This window comes from Afifella pfennigii DSM 17143 (assembly GCF_000688515.1).
GTDB classification, from domain to species: domain Bacteria; phylum Pseudomonadota; class Alphaproteobacteria; order Rhizobiales; family Afifellaceae; genus Afifella; species Afifella pfennigii.
Window position 1 is genome coordinate 168,031 of record NZ_JHZK01000004.1, and the last position, 16,026, is coordinate 184,056.

Consider the following 16,026-nt stretch of genomic DNA (forward strand, 5'->3'; position numbering starts at 1 on the left):
GTGCGCATGACGGCTCCCGTCCCCATTCCAGCCGCGGCTGACACGCTCCTGCCGGAGCGATTCCGTCGTTGGTTCGCGGCGCGCGGCTGGTCCCCGCGACCGCATCAGCTCAGTCTCCTTTCCCATGCCCGCGCCGGACGATCGGTCCTTCTGATCGCCCCGACGGGCGCCGGCAAGACGCTCGCCGGCTTCCTGCCCTCGCTCGCCGAACTCGCCGAGCAAGACCTTCAGGGCATGCGGGACAGAGAATTCCTCGGCCCGCATACCCTCTATGTCTCGCCGCTCAAGGCGCTCGCGGTGGATATCCAACGCAACCTTGCCATGCCGGTCGCCGAAATGGGCCTTCCCATCCGGCTGGAAACCCGAACCGGCGACACGCCGGCGCATAAGCGTCAGCGCCAGAAGCTTCACCCGCCGGATATCCTCCTGACCACGCCCGAACAGGTGGCGCTGCTTCTCGCCGGCAAGGATGCGGAGCGCTTCTTCGCGCGGCTGTCGACGGTAATTTTCGACGAATTGCACGCGCTCACCACCTCCAAGCGCGGCGACCTGTTGTCGCTCGGCCTCGCCAGGCTGCGCCGGCTGGCGCCGAAACTGAAGACGATCGGCCTGTCGGCGACCGTCGCCCATCGCGACGATCTGAGGGCCTTCCTGGTGCCGCAGCATCCCGAAAGTGCCCGGAATCTGGCGGAAATGGTTGTCGTAAGGGAAGGCACGCGACCCGATCTCAGCATCCTGCATTCCAAGGAGCGCATCCCCTGGCAGGGCCACACCGCCCGCTACGCGCTCGGCGATATCCTGGCCGCGATCAAAGCGCACAGGACCTCCCTTATCTTCGTCAACACCCGCTGGCAGGCGGAAATGCTGTTTGCCGAGCTGTGGCGGATCAACGAGGAGGCGCTGCCGATCGCCCTGCATCACGGCTCGCTCGACCGTGGCCAGCGGCGCAAGGTGGAGGCGGCGATGGCGGCCGGAACGCTGCGGGCGGTGGTCGCCACCTCCACGCTCGATCTCGGCATCGACTGGGGCGATGTCGATCTCGTCATCCATGTCGGGGCGCCGAAGGGGGCGAGCCGGCTCGCCCAGCGCATCGGCCGCTCCAACCATCGCATGGACGAGCCCTCCAAGGGCCTTCTCGTCCCGTCCAACCGCTTTGAGGTGATGGAATGCCAGGCGGCGCTGGAGGCGAGCCTTGAGGGCGCGCAGGACACGCCGCGACTGCGCCGGGGGGCGCTCGACGTTCTGTGCCAGCACATTCTCGGCATGGCGGTGGCGGCGCCATTCGACGCCGTCTCGCTTTACGAGGAGGTCATCAGCGCCGAAAGCTACCGCGACCTCGCCTTTGAGGATTTCGAGCAGGCGGTCGATTTCGTCGCCACCGGCGGCTACGCGCTGAGAAGCTACGAGCGCTACGCCAAGATCAAGAAGCGCAAGGACGGGCTGTGGGCGCTCGCCCATCCCCGCCTCGCCCAGCAATACCGGCTCAATCTCGGCACCATCGTGGAAGCCCCGATGCTGACGGTGCGGCTCGCCGCGCGGCGCGGCGGCAAGGACGGCAGGCCGGGCGCGCAAGGGCCGGCGGGCGGACGCGGCGGGCGCGTGCTCGGCCAGGTGGAGGAATATTTCCTGGAGCAGCTGGTGCCCGGCGATACCTTCCAGTTCGCCGGACAGGTGCTGCGCCTTGAGGGCATCCGCGAGAACGAGGCGCTGGTCAGCCGGGCGGAGGCGCAGGACCCGGCCATCCCCTCCTACGAGGGGGGCAAGTTCCCCCTCAGCACCTATCTGGCCGCCGGCGTGCGGGCGATGCTCGCCGATCCGCAAAGCTGGGAAAAGCTTCCCGGCCAGGTGCGCGACTGGCTGTCGCTGCAGCGGCAGAAATCCGCCCTGCCGCCGAGGGACGCCCTCCTCATCGAGACGTTTCCGCGCGCCGACAAGTTCTACATGGTCGCCTATCCCTTCGAGGGACGGCTGGCGCATCAGACGCTCGGCATGCTGTTGGCGCGCCGGCTGGAGCGCGCCCGCGCCCGCCCGCTCGGCTTCGTCGCCAACGATTACGCGCTCGCCGTTTGGGCGCTGCGCGATCTCGGCGCCCTCTTCGCCGCCGGCACGCCGAGCCTTGCTGCGCTGTTCGAGCAGGACATGCTCGGCGACGATCTGGAGGCCTGGCTCGCCGAGAGCTACCTTCTGAAGCGCTCCTTCCGCAATTGCGCCATCATCGCCGGGCTCATCGAGCGCCGCCATCCCGGCGAGGAGAAGACGGGGCGGCAGGTGACGATCTCCACCGACCTCATCTATGACGTGCTGCGCAGCCACGAGCCTGACCATATCCTCTTGAAGGCAACGCGCGCCGACGCCGCCACCGGGCTTCTCGACATCGCCCGGCTCGGCGAAATGCTGTCGCGCATTGCTGGGCGAATCGTGCATCAAAGGCTGACGCGCGTCTCGCCGCTGGCGGTGCCGGCGATGCTGGAAATCGGCCGCGAGCCGGTCTTCGGCGAGGCGCAGGAGGACCTTCTGGCGGAAGCCTCGGACGAACTGATCCGCGAGGCAATGGGTGCGGGCGAGACGGAGGCGGGGTTTGGCCTTGGCGCAAACACAGGTGTTAGAGGAGAGCGTGGCCGAGACGCGCCTTAACCTCGCCGGGCGCGAGGTGGCGCTGGACCCGGCCGGCGCGCTTTTCGACCCGCAAACGCGCACGCTCGTCGTCGCCGACCTGCATCTGGAGAAGGCCTCCTCCTTCGCCCGCCGCCAGGTGTTTCTGCCGCCCTACGACACGGCGGCGACGCTGACGGCGCTGACGGGCCTCGTCCTGCGCCGGCGGCCTAGAACGGTCCTTTGTCTCGGCGACAGCTTCCATGACGGCGAGGGCGCGGCGCGGCTCTCGGCCCAGGACGCCGCCCGCATCGCGGCGCTGCAGGCCGGGCGCGACTGGGTGTGGATCGCCGGCAACCACGACCCTGCCCCGCCGGCGGGGCTCGGCGGGGATTGCTGCGCGCAGGTGCAGATCGGCCCCCTCGCCTTCCGCCACGAGCCGACCTGCCAGGACGGCGCGAAGGGCAAGATGAAGGGCGAGGTCGCCGGACATCTCCACCCTTCAGCCAAGGTGAGCCGGCGCGGGCGCAGCATCCGCCGGCGCGCCTTCGTCACCGACAAGGAGCGCCTCGTCCTGCCTTCCTTCGGCATGCTGACGGGCGGGCTCAACGTCCTCGACCGGGCCTTCCAGACGCTGTTTCCACCCTTCGCCTTCACCGCCTTCGTGCTCGGCGAGAAGCGGCTCTATCCGGTGGCGCCGGCCTCGCTCAGGCCGGACTGAACCGGCGCGGCAGCTTCACCCTTCTCGCTCAGTTGCGGCGGAAGATGAGACCGGCCAGCCAGCCGGTCGTAATCGCCACGACGACGGTGAAGAGACCGTAGAACAAAGGCTGCTGATCGGCGAAGCTGGCGATGCGGTCGGAAAAGCCGCTCTTTTCGATCACGAGGCTCTGCACCTGCGCCGCCAGGAGCTGCTCTTCGCGGAAGAGATAGACGGAGACGTGATAGGTGCCGACGGGGATCGCGGAGGGCAGGTGGAAGGAGGTGCGAAAGACGTTCGGCGCCAGGAACTCCACCGCATCGCCGCGCTTGGCGTAGAGCTCCTGACGCTGCTTGATGTCCACCACGGCCCGGGCGAAGGCCTCGTCCTCGGGGGCGTAGCTCGCCTCGCGCGAGAAGCCGAGATTGACGAAATCGAGCTTGTAGCGCGTCAACAGATCCTGCGAGGCGGCGACGGAGAGATTCTCGCTGAGATGGACGACGTAGAAGCTCGGGACATCGAAGAATTCGCGCGACTGCGTGTTGAGCCACAGGCCGGCGACGCGATCCTTCTTGCGCACCACGAGCGGCAGATCGGGCCCGGCGACGACGATCGCCACCTCGTATTCCTGCCCGCGCACCTCCTCCTCCGTCACCGCGCCGAAGACGGTGATGTAGGAGCCGGTGAAGTTGGAGGTGATCTCCACGGCGTCCTCAGAGAGCGCCGAGACCAGCTTCTCCGCCGATGCCGGGACGGCGAGGAGAACGGCAAGAAGGGCGATGAGGAGGCGCATCATCCGAACCCCGCCATCAGGCTGATGGAGTAAAGGTCCTCCGGCTTCAGGAAGAGGCTGAGAAGGAAGCGGATGGCGACGCCGAGCACCAGGAGCGCCAGCAGCAGCCGCAGTTGCTCGCCGCGCATGGCCTGGCCGAGCTGGGCGCCGAACTGCGCGCCGACGACGCCGCCGATCATCAGCAGAATGGCGAGCAGCAAATCGACCGCGCCGGTGGCGAGCGAATGCAGCACGGTCGCCAGCGCCATGGTGAAGAGGATGTAGCCGAGCGAGGTGCCGATGACGACGTTGGTCGGCATGCGCAGAAGATAGATCAGCGCCGGCACCATGATGAAGCCGCCGCCGATGCCCAGCACCGTGCCGAGGAAGCCGATGGAGAGCCCGAGGCCGATCACCGGAATGGCGCTGACATAGAGCTTGGAACGCCGGAAGCGGACCTTGAAGGGCAGGCCGGAGATCCAGAGATGATGGCTGCCGCCGCGCCTGGGCTGCCGGCCGCGCCGCGCCCGCCACAGAGCGCGCAGCGCCTCGCGCAACATCAGCCCGCCGATGAGGCCGAGAAAGGTGACATAGGACAGCGAGATGATGAGATCGAGCTGGCCGAGCGCGCGCAGCTTGCGAAAGACGACGACGCCGAGCGAGGAGCCGATGATCCCGCCAAAAAGCAGGAAAAGCGTCATCTTCGGATCGATCATCCGCCGGCGCCAATAGGAGATCGCGGCGGAGGTGGAGGAGGCGACGATCTGCGGCGTGACGGTCGCCACGGCGACGGCCGGCGTGATGCCGGAGAAAATCAGGAGCGGCGTCAGAAGGAAGCCCCCGCCGACCCCGAACATGCCGGAAATGAAGCCGACGGCCGCGCCCATCCCCAGATACAGGAAGATGTTGACCGTCAGTTCAGCGATCGGAAGATAAAGCTGCACGGAGGGCAAATCCCAAGGCGCGGAGAGCGAGGCCGACTGGCGGTCGTGCCGTGAATGCCCACAAACACCCCCGCCCGCCGGAGCGCAAGGTGGAAGTTACATATCCTTTGCTTCCAGCGCCTTAATCAGCCCGGTATCGATGTCGCCGCTGACCTGAAGACCCTTGTCGCGCTGGAAGGCGGCGATCGCCTGGCGCGTCTTCTCGCCGAAGACACCATCGGCCGGGCCGGGGTCGTAGCCGCGCGCGATCAACAGATCCTGGGCGCGCTGGATGAGCCCCGGCATGCCCATATGCAGGGTCTCGCCGCCGGCGTCCTCCCAGCCGCCCTCCGGCGCGAAGACCATATTGACCTGCGGATCGACCGCTAGCGGCTTGAAGGCGGCGGCGGCCTGGCGCGCCTGCGGCAGAAGCTCGGGCGAGAGCACCTGCTCGATCTCCTCCTGCCGCTGCCTGGCCTGCTGATCGCCGGAACGGGCCGCGACCGCGAACCACTTATAGGCGCGCGACAAATCCTGCGGCACGCCGAGGCCGCGGGCGTAAAGAACGGCGATGTTGAACTGGCTGTCGCGCACGCCGCGCTCGGCGGCCCGCTCAAACAGCCCCGCCGCCTTCTCCAGATCGGGCTCGCCAACGGCGCCTTCGGCATGGAGCACCGCCAGATTGTGCATCGCCTTGACGTTGCCGGCGGCCGCCGCCTTCTCGTACCAATCGAAGGCACGGTCGATGTCCTTCGGTACGCCGCGCCCCTTCTCGTAAATGGAGCCAAGACGATATTGCGCCGGGGCAAGGCCGGTGCGGGCCGCCTTTTCGTACCAGCGCACCGCTTCGGCCGCGTCGCGCATCACGCCGCGGCCCTCCGCATAGCGCGAGGCGATCTCGAACTGGGCCTCGGCGACCCCCGTCTCGGCGGCACGGCGAAGCTTGTCGGAGCCGATGGCGGCCGGCAGGAGCAGGCCGCCGTCGGGCTTCGGCATCGTCTTGACGGCGGCCGGCGCGCCAGCGCTCGGCGCGGGAATGGACGCGGTCTCCAGCGTGGCGGCGGCATCGGCCGGCGCGGCGGTCGCGACGCCGGACTGTGCATCGGCAAATTGCCCGGCCGGGGCATCCGGCTTGGCAACGGCGTCGCCCTGAAGCACGTCCAGGGCGGCAATGGAGGTGGAAAAAGCGGTCGTCTCATCGGGCGTCGGCATCGGCCTCTTTGAGGCATCCGCCTGGCGCTCCACCAGGCTGGTGGCCGGCGGGACGCTCGCGCTCTCCTCAAGAGAGGCCGGCGCCTGCAGCTCCGTCGCCGGGCTTCCATCGGCGGTCAGGGAGGCGCCGCGCTGCTTGATGAACTGCATCGCCGCGAAGGCCACGGCCAGGGCGACGGCGCCGGCGAGCAGCATACGGCGGCGGGCCTTCAGGAAGTCGAGAACGGATGAGGAGGCGCCGCTCGCGCGCGCGGTGCGCGCATCCTTTTCCGCAGCGGCAGCTTCCTCCGCCGCGGCACGGGCGGCACGGCGCGCCGCGTTGAGGAAATCGGCGGAAGGCGCCTCGCCGCTCTGGCCGTGGGAGCGGAACTGCTCGTAGGCGCGCGCAAGCGCCGTCTGCGAATCGTCGCGCTGGCGACCACCACGAGCGTAAGCGGCGGTGGCATAGGTGCTGGTGGAGCTCGGCGCGTCGGCGAGGTCGGAATTCAGCGGCCCGCCCGTGCCGGGCTCCAGCAGGGAATCGATCGCCGCCTCGGCCTCCTCCGGCCGCGGGCTGAAGGATTCGGCCCGCCCGCCGGTGGCGCGCTTCAGGAGCTGGGAGGCCGATAGACGCTGAAGCAGCCCGGAGCCTTGCGGGCTTTCTTCCCCAGGCGGCGCGGGCCGCACATCCGGCGCCCGCCCGTCCTTAGCGCCGGGAAGGCGCAGGGGGGAAGCGCCCGGCGAGGGGCGCGGATCTTGCGGGGCGGACCGGTCCGCGCCCTCAGACCCGCCGCCACCGCCCTGCGGTGTCTGCCAGGCCCGGTCACGCTCCAGGAAGGCCATCCGCTTGACGACGGCCTCCAACGTGCCGTGCACGGCCTCCAGAGATTGCCGGGTTCTCTCCTCGGCCGCCGCCGCGCCCGACTTCAGCTCGCCGAGATCGTTCTGCAGGGCGGAGGCGAGGCGCATCAGCGCGTCGGACGCGCCCTCGCCCTTTGCGTCGAGCGTGTCGGCCGCCTGCCAGGCCGTCGCCTTGAAGTGTTGATCCTGGGCATCGAGACGCTGGGTGATGCCGGCCAAAGCCTCCTCAAGCCGGCCCATGGCCTCCGATTCGGCGGCCGGCCGGTCGAGCATGGCGGAGATGCGGCCGATCTGGGCCTCCAGCTCGCGGCTGAAGTTGGCCGGCTCCTGCGGCAGCCGGTCCAAGCGCTCGCGGATATCGCGAATCGCCGGCTGCAAGCTGCGCAGCGCGCCTTCCTGGGTCGGAGGTGCGTTGCGGATATCGGCGCGCAGCTCGGCGATCTCGGCGCGCAGATCGACGACGTCCTGGGTGAAGCTGGCGACATCGCTCTCGCCCATATTCTCCGCGAGAAGGGCAATGCGCTCCTCCAGGGCACCCAGACGCTCGGCCGGCGCCTCCGCGACCGAGCGCTCCATGCGCTCCACGATGCCGGAAAGCTGCTCAAGATCGACCCGTCCCTCGTCGAAACGATCGTCGAGCGCAGCAAGCCGGTCCAGAACCGGCTGCAGCGCGCGGCCGCTTTCGCCCTCGGCGAGAAAGCCGGAGATCTCGCCGGCGAGCCGGTCGAGGCGATCGGTGATCTCGGACGGATCGAAGGGCGCGGGCCGCTCTTCGAGCTTCTCGGTGATGACGGCGAGGCGATCGGTGATTTCGGAGGGATCGAACGGCGCCGGTTGCTCCTGAAGCCTCTCGGTGATGGCGGCCAGACGCTGCTCCAGGGCGGCGAACTGCGCCGAGGTGTCGGTTGATTCCTCCAGCCGGGCGCCGATTTCGGCAAGGCGCGCCTCCAACGGCGCCAAATCGACGGGAGGCGTGGTTCCGGTCTGCTCGACGCGGGCGGCGAGCTGATCGAGCTGCCGGGAGAGCTCGTCAAGCGCTCCGGCGCGGCCCTCGCGAATGCGCTCCACCGCCTCGTCCAGGCGCTCCAGCCGTTCCTCCAGGCGCGACAATGTCTCGCGTTCGAGCGAGGGTTCGGCCAGCCGATCGAAACGCTGGCCAAGCTCCACGATGCGCTGTTCGATCTCGGCAAAGTTTCGGCCGGAGGAGAGGTTCTCCAAGCCTTGGCGGATCGCTGCGATCTCGCCAAGCAATTCCTGCGGGGGCTCGCGGCGTCTGGCCAGATCGTCATGCAGCGCGAGCAGATGCTCGTCGATATCCCCAACGCGATGCTGGATGGCGGCGATGCCCTGACCGGAGGGGCGCATATCCTCCATCCGGCCGCGCAGGTCGCGCACTTCGCGCAGAATATCGCCGATCATCGCTTCTACGGCGCGTGTGGCCTGATCCGGCTCGCCACGCGCGGCGGCGAAAGGCGGCTCCTCGCGGCGGCGGGCAACGCCGAGATCGCGGGCGAAATCGGCAAGCCCGCCGGCATAGGGCGCGGCTCTCGGCGATGCCGAGCGCGCGGGCTGGGAAGGCGCAAGGTCCGGTTCGCCGCGGCCGGCGCCCGGCCGCACCTTGGAAGCTCCGCCAACGGGCTTCGACATCGCCTCCAGGCGATGCTCCAGAAGGTCGAGACGGTGCAGCAGATCCTCCGCGCCGGCATCGGCCTCCGCGCGCATGCCGCGGGCATCTTCCGCGGCCCCGCCGAGCATCTCCCGCTCGCCTGCCTTGCCCTGCGCCTCGGCCGCCTCGATGCGCTTCGCCAGAGCCTCGACCGCCGCTTGCAGATGTTCCTTGGAAACCTCGCCCTCATCCGGGCGGCGCGGATCCGGGGCATGCACCTCAGCGGGCGCATGCACGATATGCCCCTCCTCGTCGAAGCGCGCATTCATCAGCGCGCGCAGATCGTCATCGACCGGGCCGGCCTCCTGGCCTGTCGATCCGTATCTGCCTCTCCAGGACGTGCGGGCTTTCATCGTTTCTCCCCGAGATGAAGAGGATTTTCGACCTGCGTCGTGCGAATGGTCGAACCGCTTTGGTGATTGGGAAAAGGTTAACGGCGGTTATGGTAAACATGCCGTTAACCCCCGCCTTGTTTTCGTCGCCTTCTCGTGGTGAGCGGCGCCACAGAATGCGGCCGGACGATGGTGGCCTTCGGCGCAACGGCGCGCGTGGCTGCGACAAGATCGGTGGGCGGAACCGCCGCCAATCCCTATAGTCTCGTCCCAATGAGCTGCGGCTTCATCCACGAAGAGTCTTTGCGCGCCACGGCATTCTTGCGTTTGATGGCGGCGTGAGACGGAAAGCGGAAGCGAAATGACTTATTCGATCGGAGACCTGGCGCGCGAATTCCGCGTGACCTTGCGCACGCTGCGCTTTTATGAGGACAAGGGCCTTCTGAGCCCCCGCCGGGAGGGGCTCAACCGTATCTATTCGCGGCGCGACCGCGCCCGGCTGAAGCTCGTCCTGATGGGCAAGAAGGTCGGCTTCTCCCTGCAGGAGATCAGGGAGATGATCGACCTCTACGACCTCAAGGACGGGGAGGTTCGGCAGATGGAGGTGGCGCTCGGCAAGTTCGAGAAGCAGCTCGACATCCTGAAGCGGCAACGCGACGATATCGACCAGGCGATCAACGAGTTGGAAGGCACCATGCAGGTGGTGCGCGGCATGCTCACCGAGAAGCAGGCAAGCGAGACCGCCGAAAGTCCGGTCGCCTGAGCGGCGACCGGCCGCCAAGGGCCGGCGCGAAAGACGGGGAAACGCGCCACGGGTACGGCGCATCTTACCGGAGGCGAATGGGTATTGCCTTACCTTGCGGCACGCTTGTCATGCTGCGAGGAAGGCGCTAAACGAAATCCCATCGGATGACGTTTACGTAAAGGTAAGGCTATGCCGAACTATCAGCCGCCTGTGCGAGATACCCTCTTCATCCTCTACGACGTCCTCGGCGTGGAGCGCCTTGCCAACCTTCCCGGTTTCGCAGAGGCCGGCCGCGATACCGCGGAGGCCGTGCTTGAGGAAGGCGCCCGCTTCTGCCGCGAGGCGCTGACGCCGCTCAACCGCGTCGGCGACGCAGAAGGCTGCCGGCGCCACGAGGACGGCAGCGTGACGACGCCGGCCGGCTTCAAGGACGCCTTCCGCCTCTACGCCGAGGGCGGCTGGGTCGGGCTTTCCGCCGACCCAGCCCATGGCGGCCAGGGCCTGCCCTTCTTCCTCGGTGCGGCGATGAACGAATTCGCCTCCGCCGCCAATATGGCCTGGGCGATGTATCCAGGCCTCGCCCAGGGCGCCATCGCCGCCCTCAGCCGGCACGGAAGCGAGATGGCCAAGCGCGACTATCTTCCGCGCATCGTCTCCGGCGAATGGCTCGCCACCATGAACCTGACGGAGCCGCATTGCGGCACCGATCTCGGCCTCATCCGCACCAAGGCGGCGCCGGCCGAGGACGGCAGCTACCGCCTCTGCGGCCAGAAGATCTTCATCTCCGGCGGCGAGCACGACCTGACCGACAACATCGTCCATCTGGTGCTGGCGCGCATCGAGGGCGCCCCTGCCGGCGTCAAGGGTCTGTCGCTCTTCCTGGTGCCGAAGCGTCTTCCCGACGCGAGCGGCGCGCCCGGCGCGGCGAACGGGGTTAGCTGCGGCGCCATCGAAGAGAAGATGGGCATCCACGGCAACGCCACCTGCGTGATGAACTACGACAATGCGCAGGGCTGGCTGATCGGCGAGGCCAATAAGGGCCTCAACGCCATGTTCACGATGATGAACGAGGCAAGGCTCGGCGTCGGCATCCAGGGCCTCGCCCAGTCGGAGGTCGCCTATCAGAACGCCGCCGACTATGCCCGCGAACGCCGTCAGGGCCGGGCGCTGAGCGCCGGCAGGGACGGCTCCGCCGGACCCGACCCGATCATCGTGCATCCCGATATCCGCCGCACGCTGATGGCCATCCGCGCCTTCAACGAGGCGGCGCGCGCCCTGGTGCTGACGGCCGCCATCAACGGCGACATCGCCGCCCGCTCGCCCGACGAGAAGGCCCGCCAGGCGGCCGAGGACTGGCTGGCGCTGGTGACGCCGGTCATCAAGGGCGTCCTGACCGATAGGGGCTTCGAAAACGCCGTCGCCGCGCAGCAGGTCTATGGCGGCCACGGCTACATCGCCGAATGGGGCATGGAGCAGTTCGTGCGCGATGCGCGCATCGCCATGATCTACGAGGGCGCCAACGGCATCCAGGCGCTCGACCTCGTCGGCCGCAAGCTTCCCATGAAAGAGGGCCGCGCCATCAAGGCCTATCTCGACGAGGTCGCAGCCTTCCTCGCCGAACATGCGCAGGATGCGCAGCTTGCCCCGCTGCTTGCCCCCTTGCAGGAGGGGCTGGAGCATTTGCAGAAGGCGACGATGTGGCTCGCCGCGAACGGCATGGCGAACCCCGACCATGCCGGCGCCGGCGCCACCGATTACATGCATCTCTTCGGCCTCGTCGCCCTCGGCCATATGTGGGCGAAGATGGCCAAGGCCGCGGCGGAGCGCCTTGCCGGCGATGGCGAGGCCGGGCCGGACGAGAACGGCCAGGGCGAGGGGCGCGAATTTTACGAGACGAAGCTGGCGCTCGCCCGCTATTACATGGAGCGGGCCATGCCCGAGACGGGGATGCGGCTGAAGCGTATCGCCGCGGGCGCGGAGGCGATGATGGCCCTGCCGGCGGAGGCTTTTTGAACGACGTAGCGAAACAGAGCGCGGCGCCGCGCCCGCCCTTGCCGAAGCGCTTCTGCCTCTCTCCGAAGGAGGCGGCGTATCGGCGCCTGCGCCGGGGCAATGCCGCCTCTTCCAGCAAATCTCACGCGAGCGTGCCGCTTCAGCGGCTCGACGATCACACCGACAGGAAGGCGCCGGCGGGCGCCTTTGAGGATTTCATCAGCCAAGATGGCGCGCCCGGCAAGGCTTTACCGCCGGCCGGCAGCCTGGCGCGCCGGGAGGAATGACGACATGCCCGAGGCTTACATATTCGACCATGTGCGCACCCCGCGCGGGCGCGGCAAGAAGGACGGGGCGCTGCATGCGGTACCGAGCGTACGGCTCGCCGCCACCGTGTTGGAAGCGACGCGCGAGCGCAACGGCCTCGACACCAAGCATGTCGACGACGTCATCCTCGGCTGCGTCGACCCGATCGGCGAGGCCGGCGGCGACATTGCCCGCGCCGCCGTCTTCGCCGCCGGCTGGGACCAGTCGGTCGCCGGCATGCAGATCAACCGCTTCTGCGCCTCCGGGCTCGATGCGGTGAACCTCGCCGCCGGGCAGGTGAGCGGCGGGGCGCATGACCTCGTCGTCGCCGGCGGGGTGGAATCGATGTCGCGCGTGGGCATCGGCGCCTCCGGCGGCGCCTGGGTCGTCGATCCGCAAGTGGCGGTGCCGGCCTATTTCATGCCGCAGGGCGTCTCGGCCGATCTCATCGCCACCAAATACGGTTTTTCCCGCGACGATTGCGACGCCTACGCCGTGGAGAGCCAGAGACGGGCGGGCAAGGCCTGGGCGGAGGGCCGCTTTACCCGCTCCATCGTCCCGGTCAAAGACCCGAACGGCCTCACCCTTCTCGATCGCGACGAGCATCCGCGGGCCGACACCAACATGCAGTCGCTGGCGGCGCTGAAGCCCTCCTTCGCCTCCATCGCCGAAATGGGCGGCTTCGACGCCGTCGCCATCCAGGCGCATCCGGAGGTGGAGCGCATCAACCATGTCCACCATGCCGGCAATTCCTCCGGCATCGTCGACGGCGCGGCGGCCGTGCTCGTGGGCAGCAAGAAGGCCGGCAAGGCGGCGGGGCTGAAGCCACGCGCCAGAATTCGCGCCTATGCCAGCATCGGCTCGGAGCCGGCGCTGATGCTGACCGGTCCCATCGACGTCACCAAGAAGCTCTTGAAGCGCGCCAAGATGAAGATGTCGGATATCGACCTCATCGAGATCAACGAGGCCTTCGCCTCCGTGGTGCTGCGCTACCGCCAAGCCTTCGATCTCGATGCGGCGAGGGTCAACGTCAATGGCGGCGCGATCGCCATGGGCCATCCGCTCGGCGCCACCGGCGCCATGATCCTCGGCACGGTGCTCGACGAATTGGAGCGCCGCGACCTTGAGACGGCGCTGGTCACCTTGTGCATCGGCGCCGGCATGGGCACGGCGACGGTGATCGAGAGGGTGTGAGCCATGCCGAAGGTCGAGGTCGCGGCGCTGCGAGAGGTCAACGCCACCGGCTATCCCCCACCCTATGACAGGCTCGTCGCCGGGCGCTTCCGCAAGCGTCTCGGCGATGCCGGCGGGCTCACCCAGTTCGGCGTCAATCTCTGCCGGCTTGAGCCCGGCGCCGCCTCCGCGCAGCGCCACTTCCACGCCCGGGAGGACGAACTCGTCTATGTGCTGGAAGGCGAGGTCGCGCTGGTGGAGGAAGACGGCGAGACGCTCCTGCAGGCGGGCGATGCCGCCACCTTCAAGGCCGGCGTCGCCGACGGCCACCATCTCGTCAACCGTTCCGACAGGCAGACGCTGTTCCTGGAGATCGGCACGCGCAGCGGCGGCGATGAGGTGAGCTATCCCGATATCGACCTTCACCTGACCTCTGAAGGCGGGGCTTCCCGCTATACCCGCAAGGACGGCACGCCCTATTAGGGCCTGTTGAGGATGATCGCATGGGCTGCGCCGCATCGCGCTTCGGCGGCGCACATGGAGGAAATTCCCGATGAGCGAGAAGAGCTTTACCCTTGAGACCGACGCGGACGGCATCGCCATCCTCACCTGGGATATGCCCGGCCGCTCCATGAACCTCATCACCGAGGCGGCGATGGAGGAGCTTTCAGAAGCGGTGGAGCGCGTCGCTTCCGATCCCGCCATCGCCGGCGCCATCATCACCACGGCCAAGAAGGATTTTTCCGGCGGCGCCGACATCACCATGCTGGCCGGGCTCTTCGGCGAATACGAAAAGAAGCTCGCCGAGAACGAAATGGCGGCGATCGCCGAGCTCCTGGAGCGCTCCAGCCGCCTGTCGCGCATCTTCCGGCGGCTGGAGACATGCGGCAAGCCCTTCGTGGCGGCGGTCAAAGGCATCTCCATGGGCGGCGGCACGGAGCTGATGCTCGCCTGCCACGGCCGCGTCGTCGCCGAGGGCGCCAAGATCGGCCTGCCGGAGGTGAAGATCGGCATCTTCCCGGGCGCCGGCGGCACCCAGCGCGTCATGCGCATGACCGACGCCGTGGCCGGCCTGCAATTCCTCCTCAAGGGCAGCACGCTCTCGCCCGAAAAGGCCAAGACGATGGGCCTCGTGGAGGAGGTGGTCTCGGAAGCCGAACTGATGGAGGCGGCCAAGGCGATGCTGCGCGAGGGCCTTTCGGCGGTGAAGCCCTGGGATCACGAGGGCTTCCGGCTGAAGGGCGCGGCCGCCATCTGGACGCCAGGCGGCTTTCAGGTCTGGCCGGCGGCCAACGGCCTCTACCGCAAGGAGACTTTCGACAATTATCCGGGCGCGCGGGCGATCATGCAGGCGGTCTTCGACGGGCTGCAGCTGTCGATGGACCAGGCGCTCAACGTGGAGAGCCGCTACTTCGCCAAGGTGCTCAGAACCAAGGAGGCGCAGGCGATGATCCGCTCGCTCTTCGTCTCCATGCAGGAGCTCGGCAAGGGCGCCCGCCGCCCCAAGGACGTGCCGGCGAGCGAGATAAAGACGCTCGGCGTCATCGGCGCCGGCTTCATGGGGGCGGGCATCGCCTATGTCTCGGCAAGGGCCGGCATGGAGGTCGTCCTCATCGACCAGGACCAGGAGAGCGCGGAGAAGGGCAAGGCGCATTGCGCCAGCCTGGCGGCCAAGCAGGTGGAGCGCGGGCGCATGCGCCAGGACGAGGCCGAGGCGCTCCTGGCGCGCATTCGCCCGACGACGCAATATGCCGAGCTCGGCCCGGCCGAGCTCGTCATCGAGGCGGTTTTCGAGAACCGCAAGGTGAAGGCGGACGTCACAAAGGGTGCCGGCGAATGGCTCGGCGGGGGGGCCGTCTTCGCCTCCAACACCTCCACCTTGCCGATCACCTCGCTCGCCAAGGAATATCGCGACGAGAGCGCCTTCATCGGCATCCATTTCTTCTCCCCGGTGGAGAAGATGCATCTGGTTGAGGTGATCTGCGGCGAGAAGACGGGAAAGAAGGCCCTCGCGGTGGCGCTCGATTATGTCCACGCCATCAAGAAGACGCCGATCGTGGTCAACGATTCGCGCGGCTTCTACGCCAATCGCTGCGTCACCGCCTATCTGCTGGAAGGCCATCTGATGCTGACGGAGGGCGTGCCGCCGGCGATGATCGAGAATGCCGGCAGGATGGCCGGGATGCCGGTCGGACCGCTCTCGCTCAACGACGAGGTGGGCCTCGATCTCGGCTGGAAGATCGTCCAGGCGACGGAGGCCGATCTCGGCCCCGAGGCAGTGTCGCCGGAACAGAAGGCGCTGCTTCAGGAATTGGTGGAAAAGCGCGGCCGCTTCGGGCGCAAGAACGGCAAGGGCTTTTACGATTACGAAGGCAGGGAGAAGCGGCTTTGGCCGGGGCTGGCCGAAATCGCGCCGCCGAAGGATGCCGACAAGTTCGACATCGCCGAATTGAAGCAGCGCCTTCTCGTCACCCAGGCGCTGGAGGCGGCGCGCACGGTCGGCGAAGGCGTCGTCACCGATCCGCGCGAGGCCGATGTCGGATCCATCCTCGGCTTCGGCTTCGCCCCGTTCACCGGCGGCACGCTCTCCTATATCGACTTCATGGGGACGAAGGAATTCGTCGCCCTCGCCAAACGGCTCGCCAAGAAGCACGGGCCCCGCTTCAAGCCCAACCGGCTTCTCCTGGAGATGGCTGAAAACGGCGAGACCTTCTATGGCCGCTTCGGCACGAGCGCGGAGACAGGCAAGGCGGCCTAGGGAAAGCACAGCAAC

Annotated in this window: 10 protein-coding genes; 7 read left to right on the top strand and 3 right to left on the bottom strand. The window is 68.0% G+C overall.

Annotated elements, in window-relative coordinates; genetic code table 11:
- The first annotated feature begins 6 nt into the window (after positions 1-6).
- Both Q331_RS20130 and pdeM read left to right on the top strand, forming a co-directional pair.
- Positions 7-2,634: a ligase-associated DNA damage response DEXH box helicase gene (locus tag Q331_RS20130; RefSeq protein WP_084174793.1), complete on the top strand. Its 2,628-nt coding sequence runs from the start codon at positions 7-9 to the stop codon at positions 2,632-2,634.
- The gene (gene pdeM, locus Q331_RS0105445) at positions 2,585-3,313 is read left to right on the top strand and encodes a ligase-associated DNA damage response endonuclease PdeM (protein ID WP_084174807.1); all 729 of its coding nucleotides are present in this window, start codon (positions 2,585-2,587) and stop codon (positions 3,311-3,313) included. The genes Q331_RS20130 and pdeM overlap by 50 nt, the downstream gene beginning before the upstream one ends.
- 28 nt (positions 3,314-3,341) lie before the next feature.
- On the opposite strand, the gene Q331_RS0105450 is transcribed toward pdeM, so the two are convergent.
- The 3 genes from Q331_RS0105450 to Q331_RS0105460 form a co-directional block, all read right to left on the bottom strand.
- Positions 3,342-4,088, bottom strand: a complete 747-nt coding sequence (locus Q331_RS0105450) for a TIGR02186 family protein (protein ID WP_034491112.1) — start codon at positions 4,086-4,088, stop codon at positions 3,342-3,344.
- Positions 4,085-5,008: a sulfite exporter TauE/SafE family protein gene (locus Q331_RS0105455; protein WP_026379852.1), complete on the bottom strand. Its 924-nt coding sequence runs from the start codon at positions 5,006-5,008 to the stop codon at positions 4,085-4,087. The genes Q331_RS0105450 and Q331_RS0105455 overlap by 4 nt, the downstream gene beginning before the upstream one ends.
- A 96-nt stretch (positions 5,009-5,104) precedes the next feature.
- Positions 5,105-9,058, bottom strand: coding sequence for a peptidoglycan-binding protein (locus Q331_RS0105460; protein WP_026379853.1), 3,954 nt, complete (start codon positions 9,056-9,058; stop codon positions 5,105-5,107).
- A gap of 340 nt (positions 9,059-9,398) precedes the next feature.
- On the opposite strand from Q331_RS0105460, the gene Q331_RS0105465 reads away from it, so the two are divergent.
- From Q331_RS0105465 to Q331_RS0105490, 5 genes are all read left to right on the top strand, one after another.
- A complete protein-coding gene (locus Q331_RS0105465; RefSeq protein ID WP_026379854.1) occupies positions 9,399-9,800 on the top strand; it encodes a MerR family transcriptional regulator in 402 nt (133 codons plus the stop codon).
- A gap of 171 nt (positions 9,801-9,971) precedes the next feature.
- Positions 9,972-11,795 carry an acyl-CoA dehydrogenase C-terminal domain-containing protein gene (locus Q331_RS0105470; protein WP_026379855.1) on the top strand — a complete coding sequence of 608 codons (1,824 nt, stop codon included), beginning with the start codon at positions 9,972-9,974 and terminating at the stop codon, positions 11,793-11,795.
- A 270-nt stretch (positions 11,796-12,065) separates the two neighbouring features.
- Positions 12,066-13,274, top strand: coding sequence for an acetyl-CoA C-acetyltransferase (locus tag Q331_RS0105480; protein WP_026379857.1), 1,209 nt, complete (start codon positions 12,066-12,068; stop codon positions 13,272-13,274).
- Between the two features lie 3 nt (positions 13,275-13,277).
- Entirely contained in the window at positions 13,278-13,736 is a 459-nt protein-coding gene (locus Q331_RS0105485; protein WP_026379858.1) for a cupin domain-containing protein, read from the top strand.
- Positions 13,737-13,806: 70 nt separating this feature from the next.
- Positions 13,807-16,011 (top strand): 3-hydroxyacyl-CoA dehydrogenase NAD-binding domain-containing protein, encoded by a 2,205-nt coding sequence (locus Q331_RS0105490; protein ID WP_026379859.1) that lies wholly within the window; start codon positions 13,807-13,809, stop codon positions 16,009-16,011.
- Positions 16,012-16,026 lie beyond the last annotated feature (15 nt).

What these genes read in the sequence shown, in the direction of transcription:
- Q331_RS20130 (WP_084174793.1), top strand. Translation starts at nt 7, where the DNA reads ATGACGGCTCCCGTCCCCATTCCAGCCGCGGCTGACACGCTCCTGCCG.
- Q331_RS0105450 (WP_034491112.1), bottom strand. Translation starts at nt 4,088, where the DNA reads ATGATGCGCCTCCTCATCGCCCTTCTTGCCGTTCTCCTCGCCGTCCCG.
- Q331_RS0105460 (WP_026379853.1), bottom strand. Translation starts at nt 9,058, where the DNA reads ATGAAAGCCCGCACGTCCTGGAGAGGCAGATACGGATCGACAGGCCAG.
- Q331_RS0105465 (WP_026379854.1), top strand. Translation starts at nt 9,399, where the DNA reads ATGACTTATTCGATCGGAGACCTGGCGCGCGAATTCCGCGTGACCTTG.
- Q331_RS0105470 (WP_026379855.1), top strand. Translation starts at nt 9,972, where the DNA reads ATGCCGAACTATCAGCCGCCTGTGCGAGATACCCTCTTCATCCTCTAC.
- Q331_RS0105480 (WP_026379857.1), top strand. Translation starts at nt 12,066, where the DNA reads ATGCCCGAGGCTTACATATTCGACCATGTGCGCACCCCGCGCGGGCGC.
- Q331_RS0105485 (WP_026379858.1), top strand. Translation starts at nt 13,278, where the DNA reads ATGCCGAAGGTCGAGGTCGCGGCGCTGCGAGAGGTCAACGCCACCGGC.
- Q331_RS0105490 (WP_026379859.1), top strand. Translation starts at nt 13,807, where the DNA reads ATGAGCGAGAAGAGCTTTACCCTTGAGACCGACGCGGACGGCATCGCC.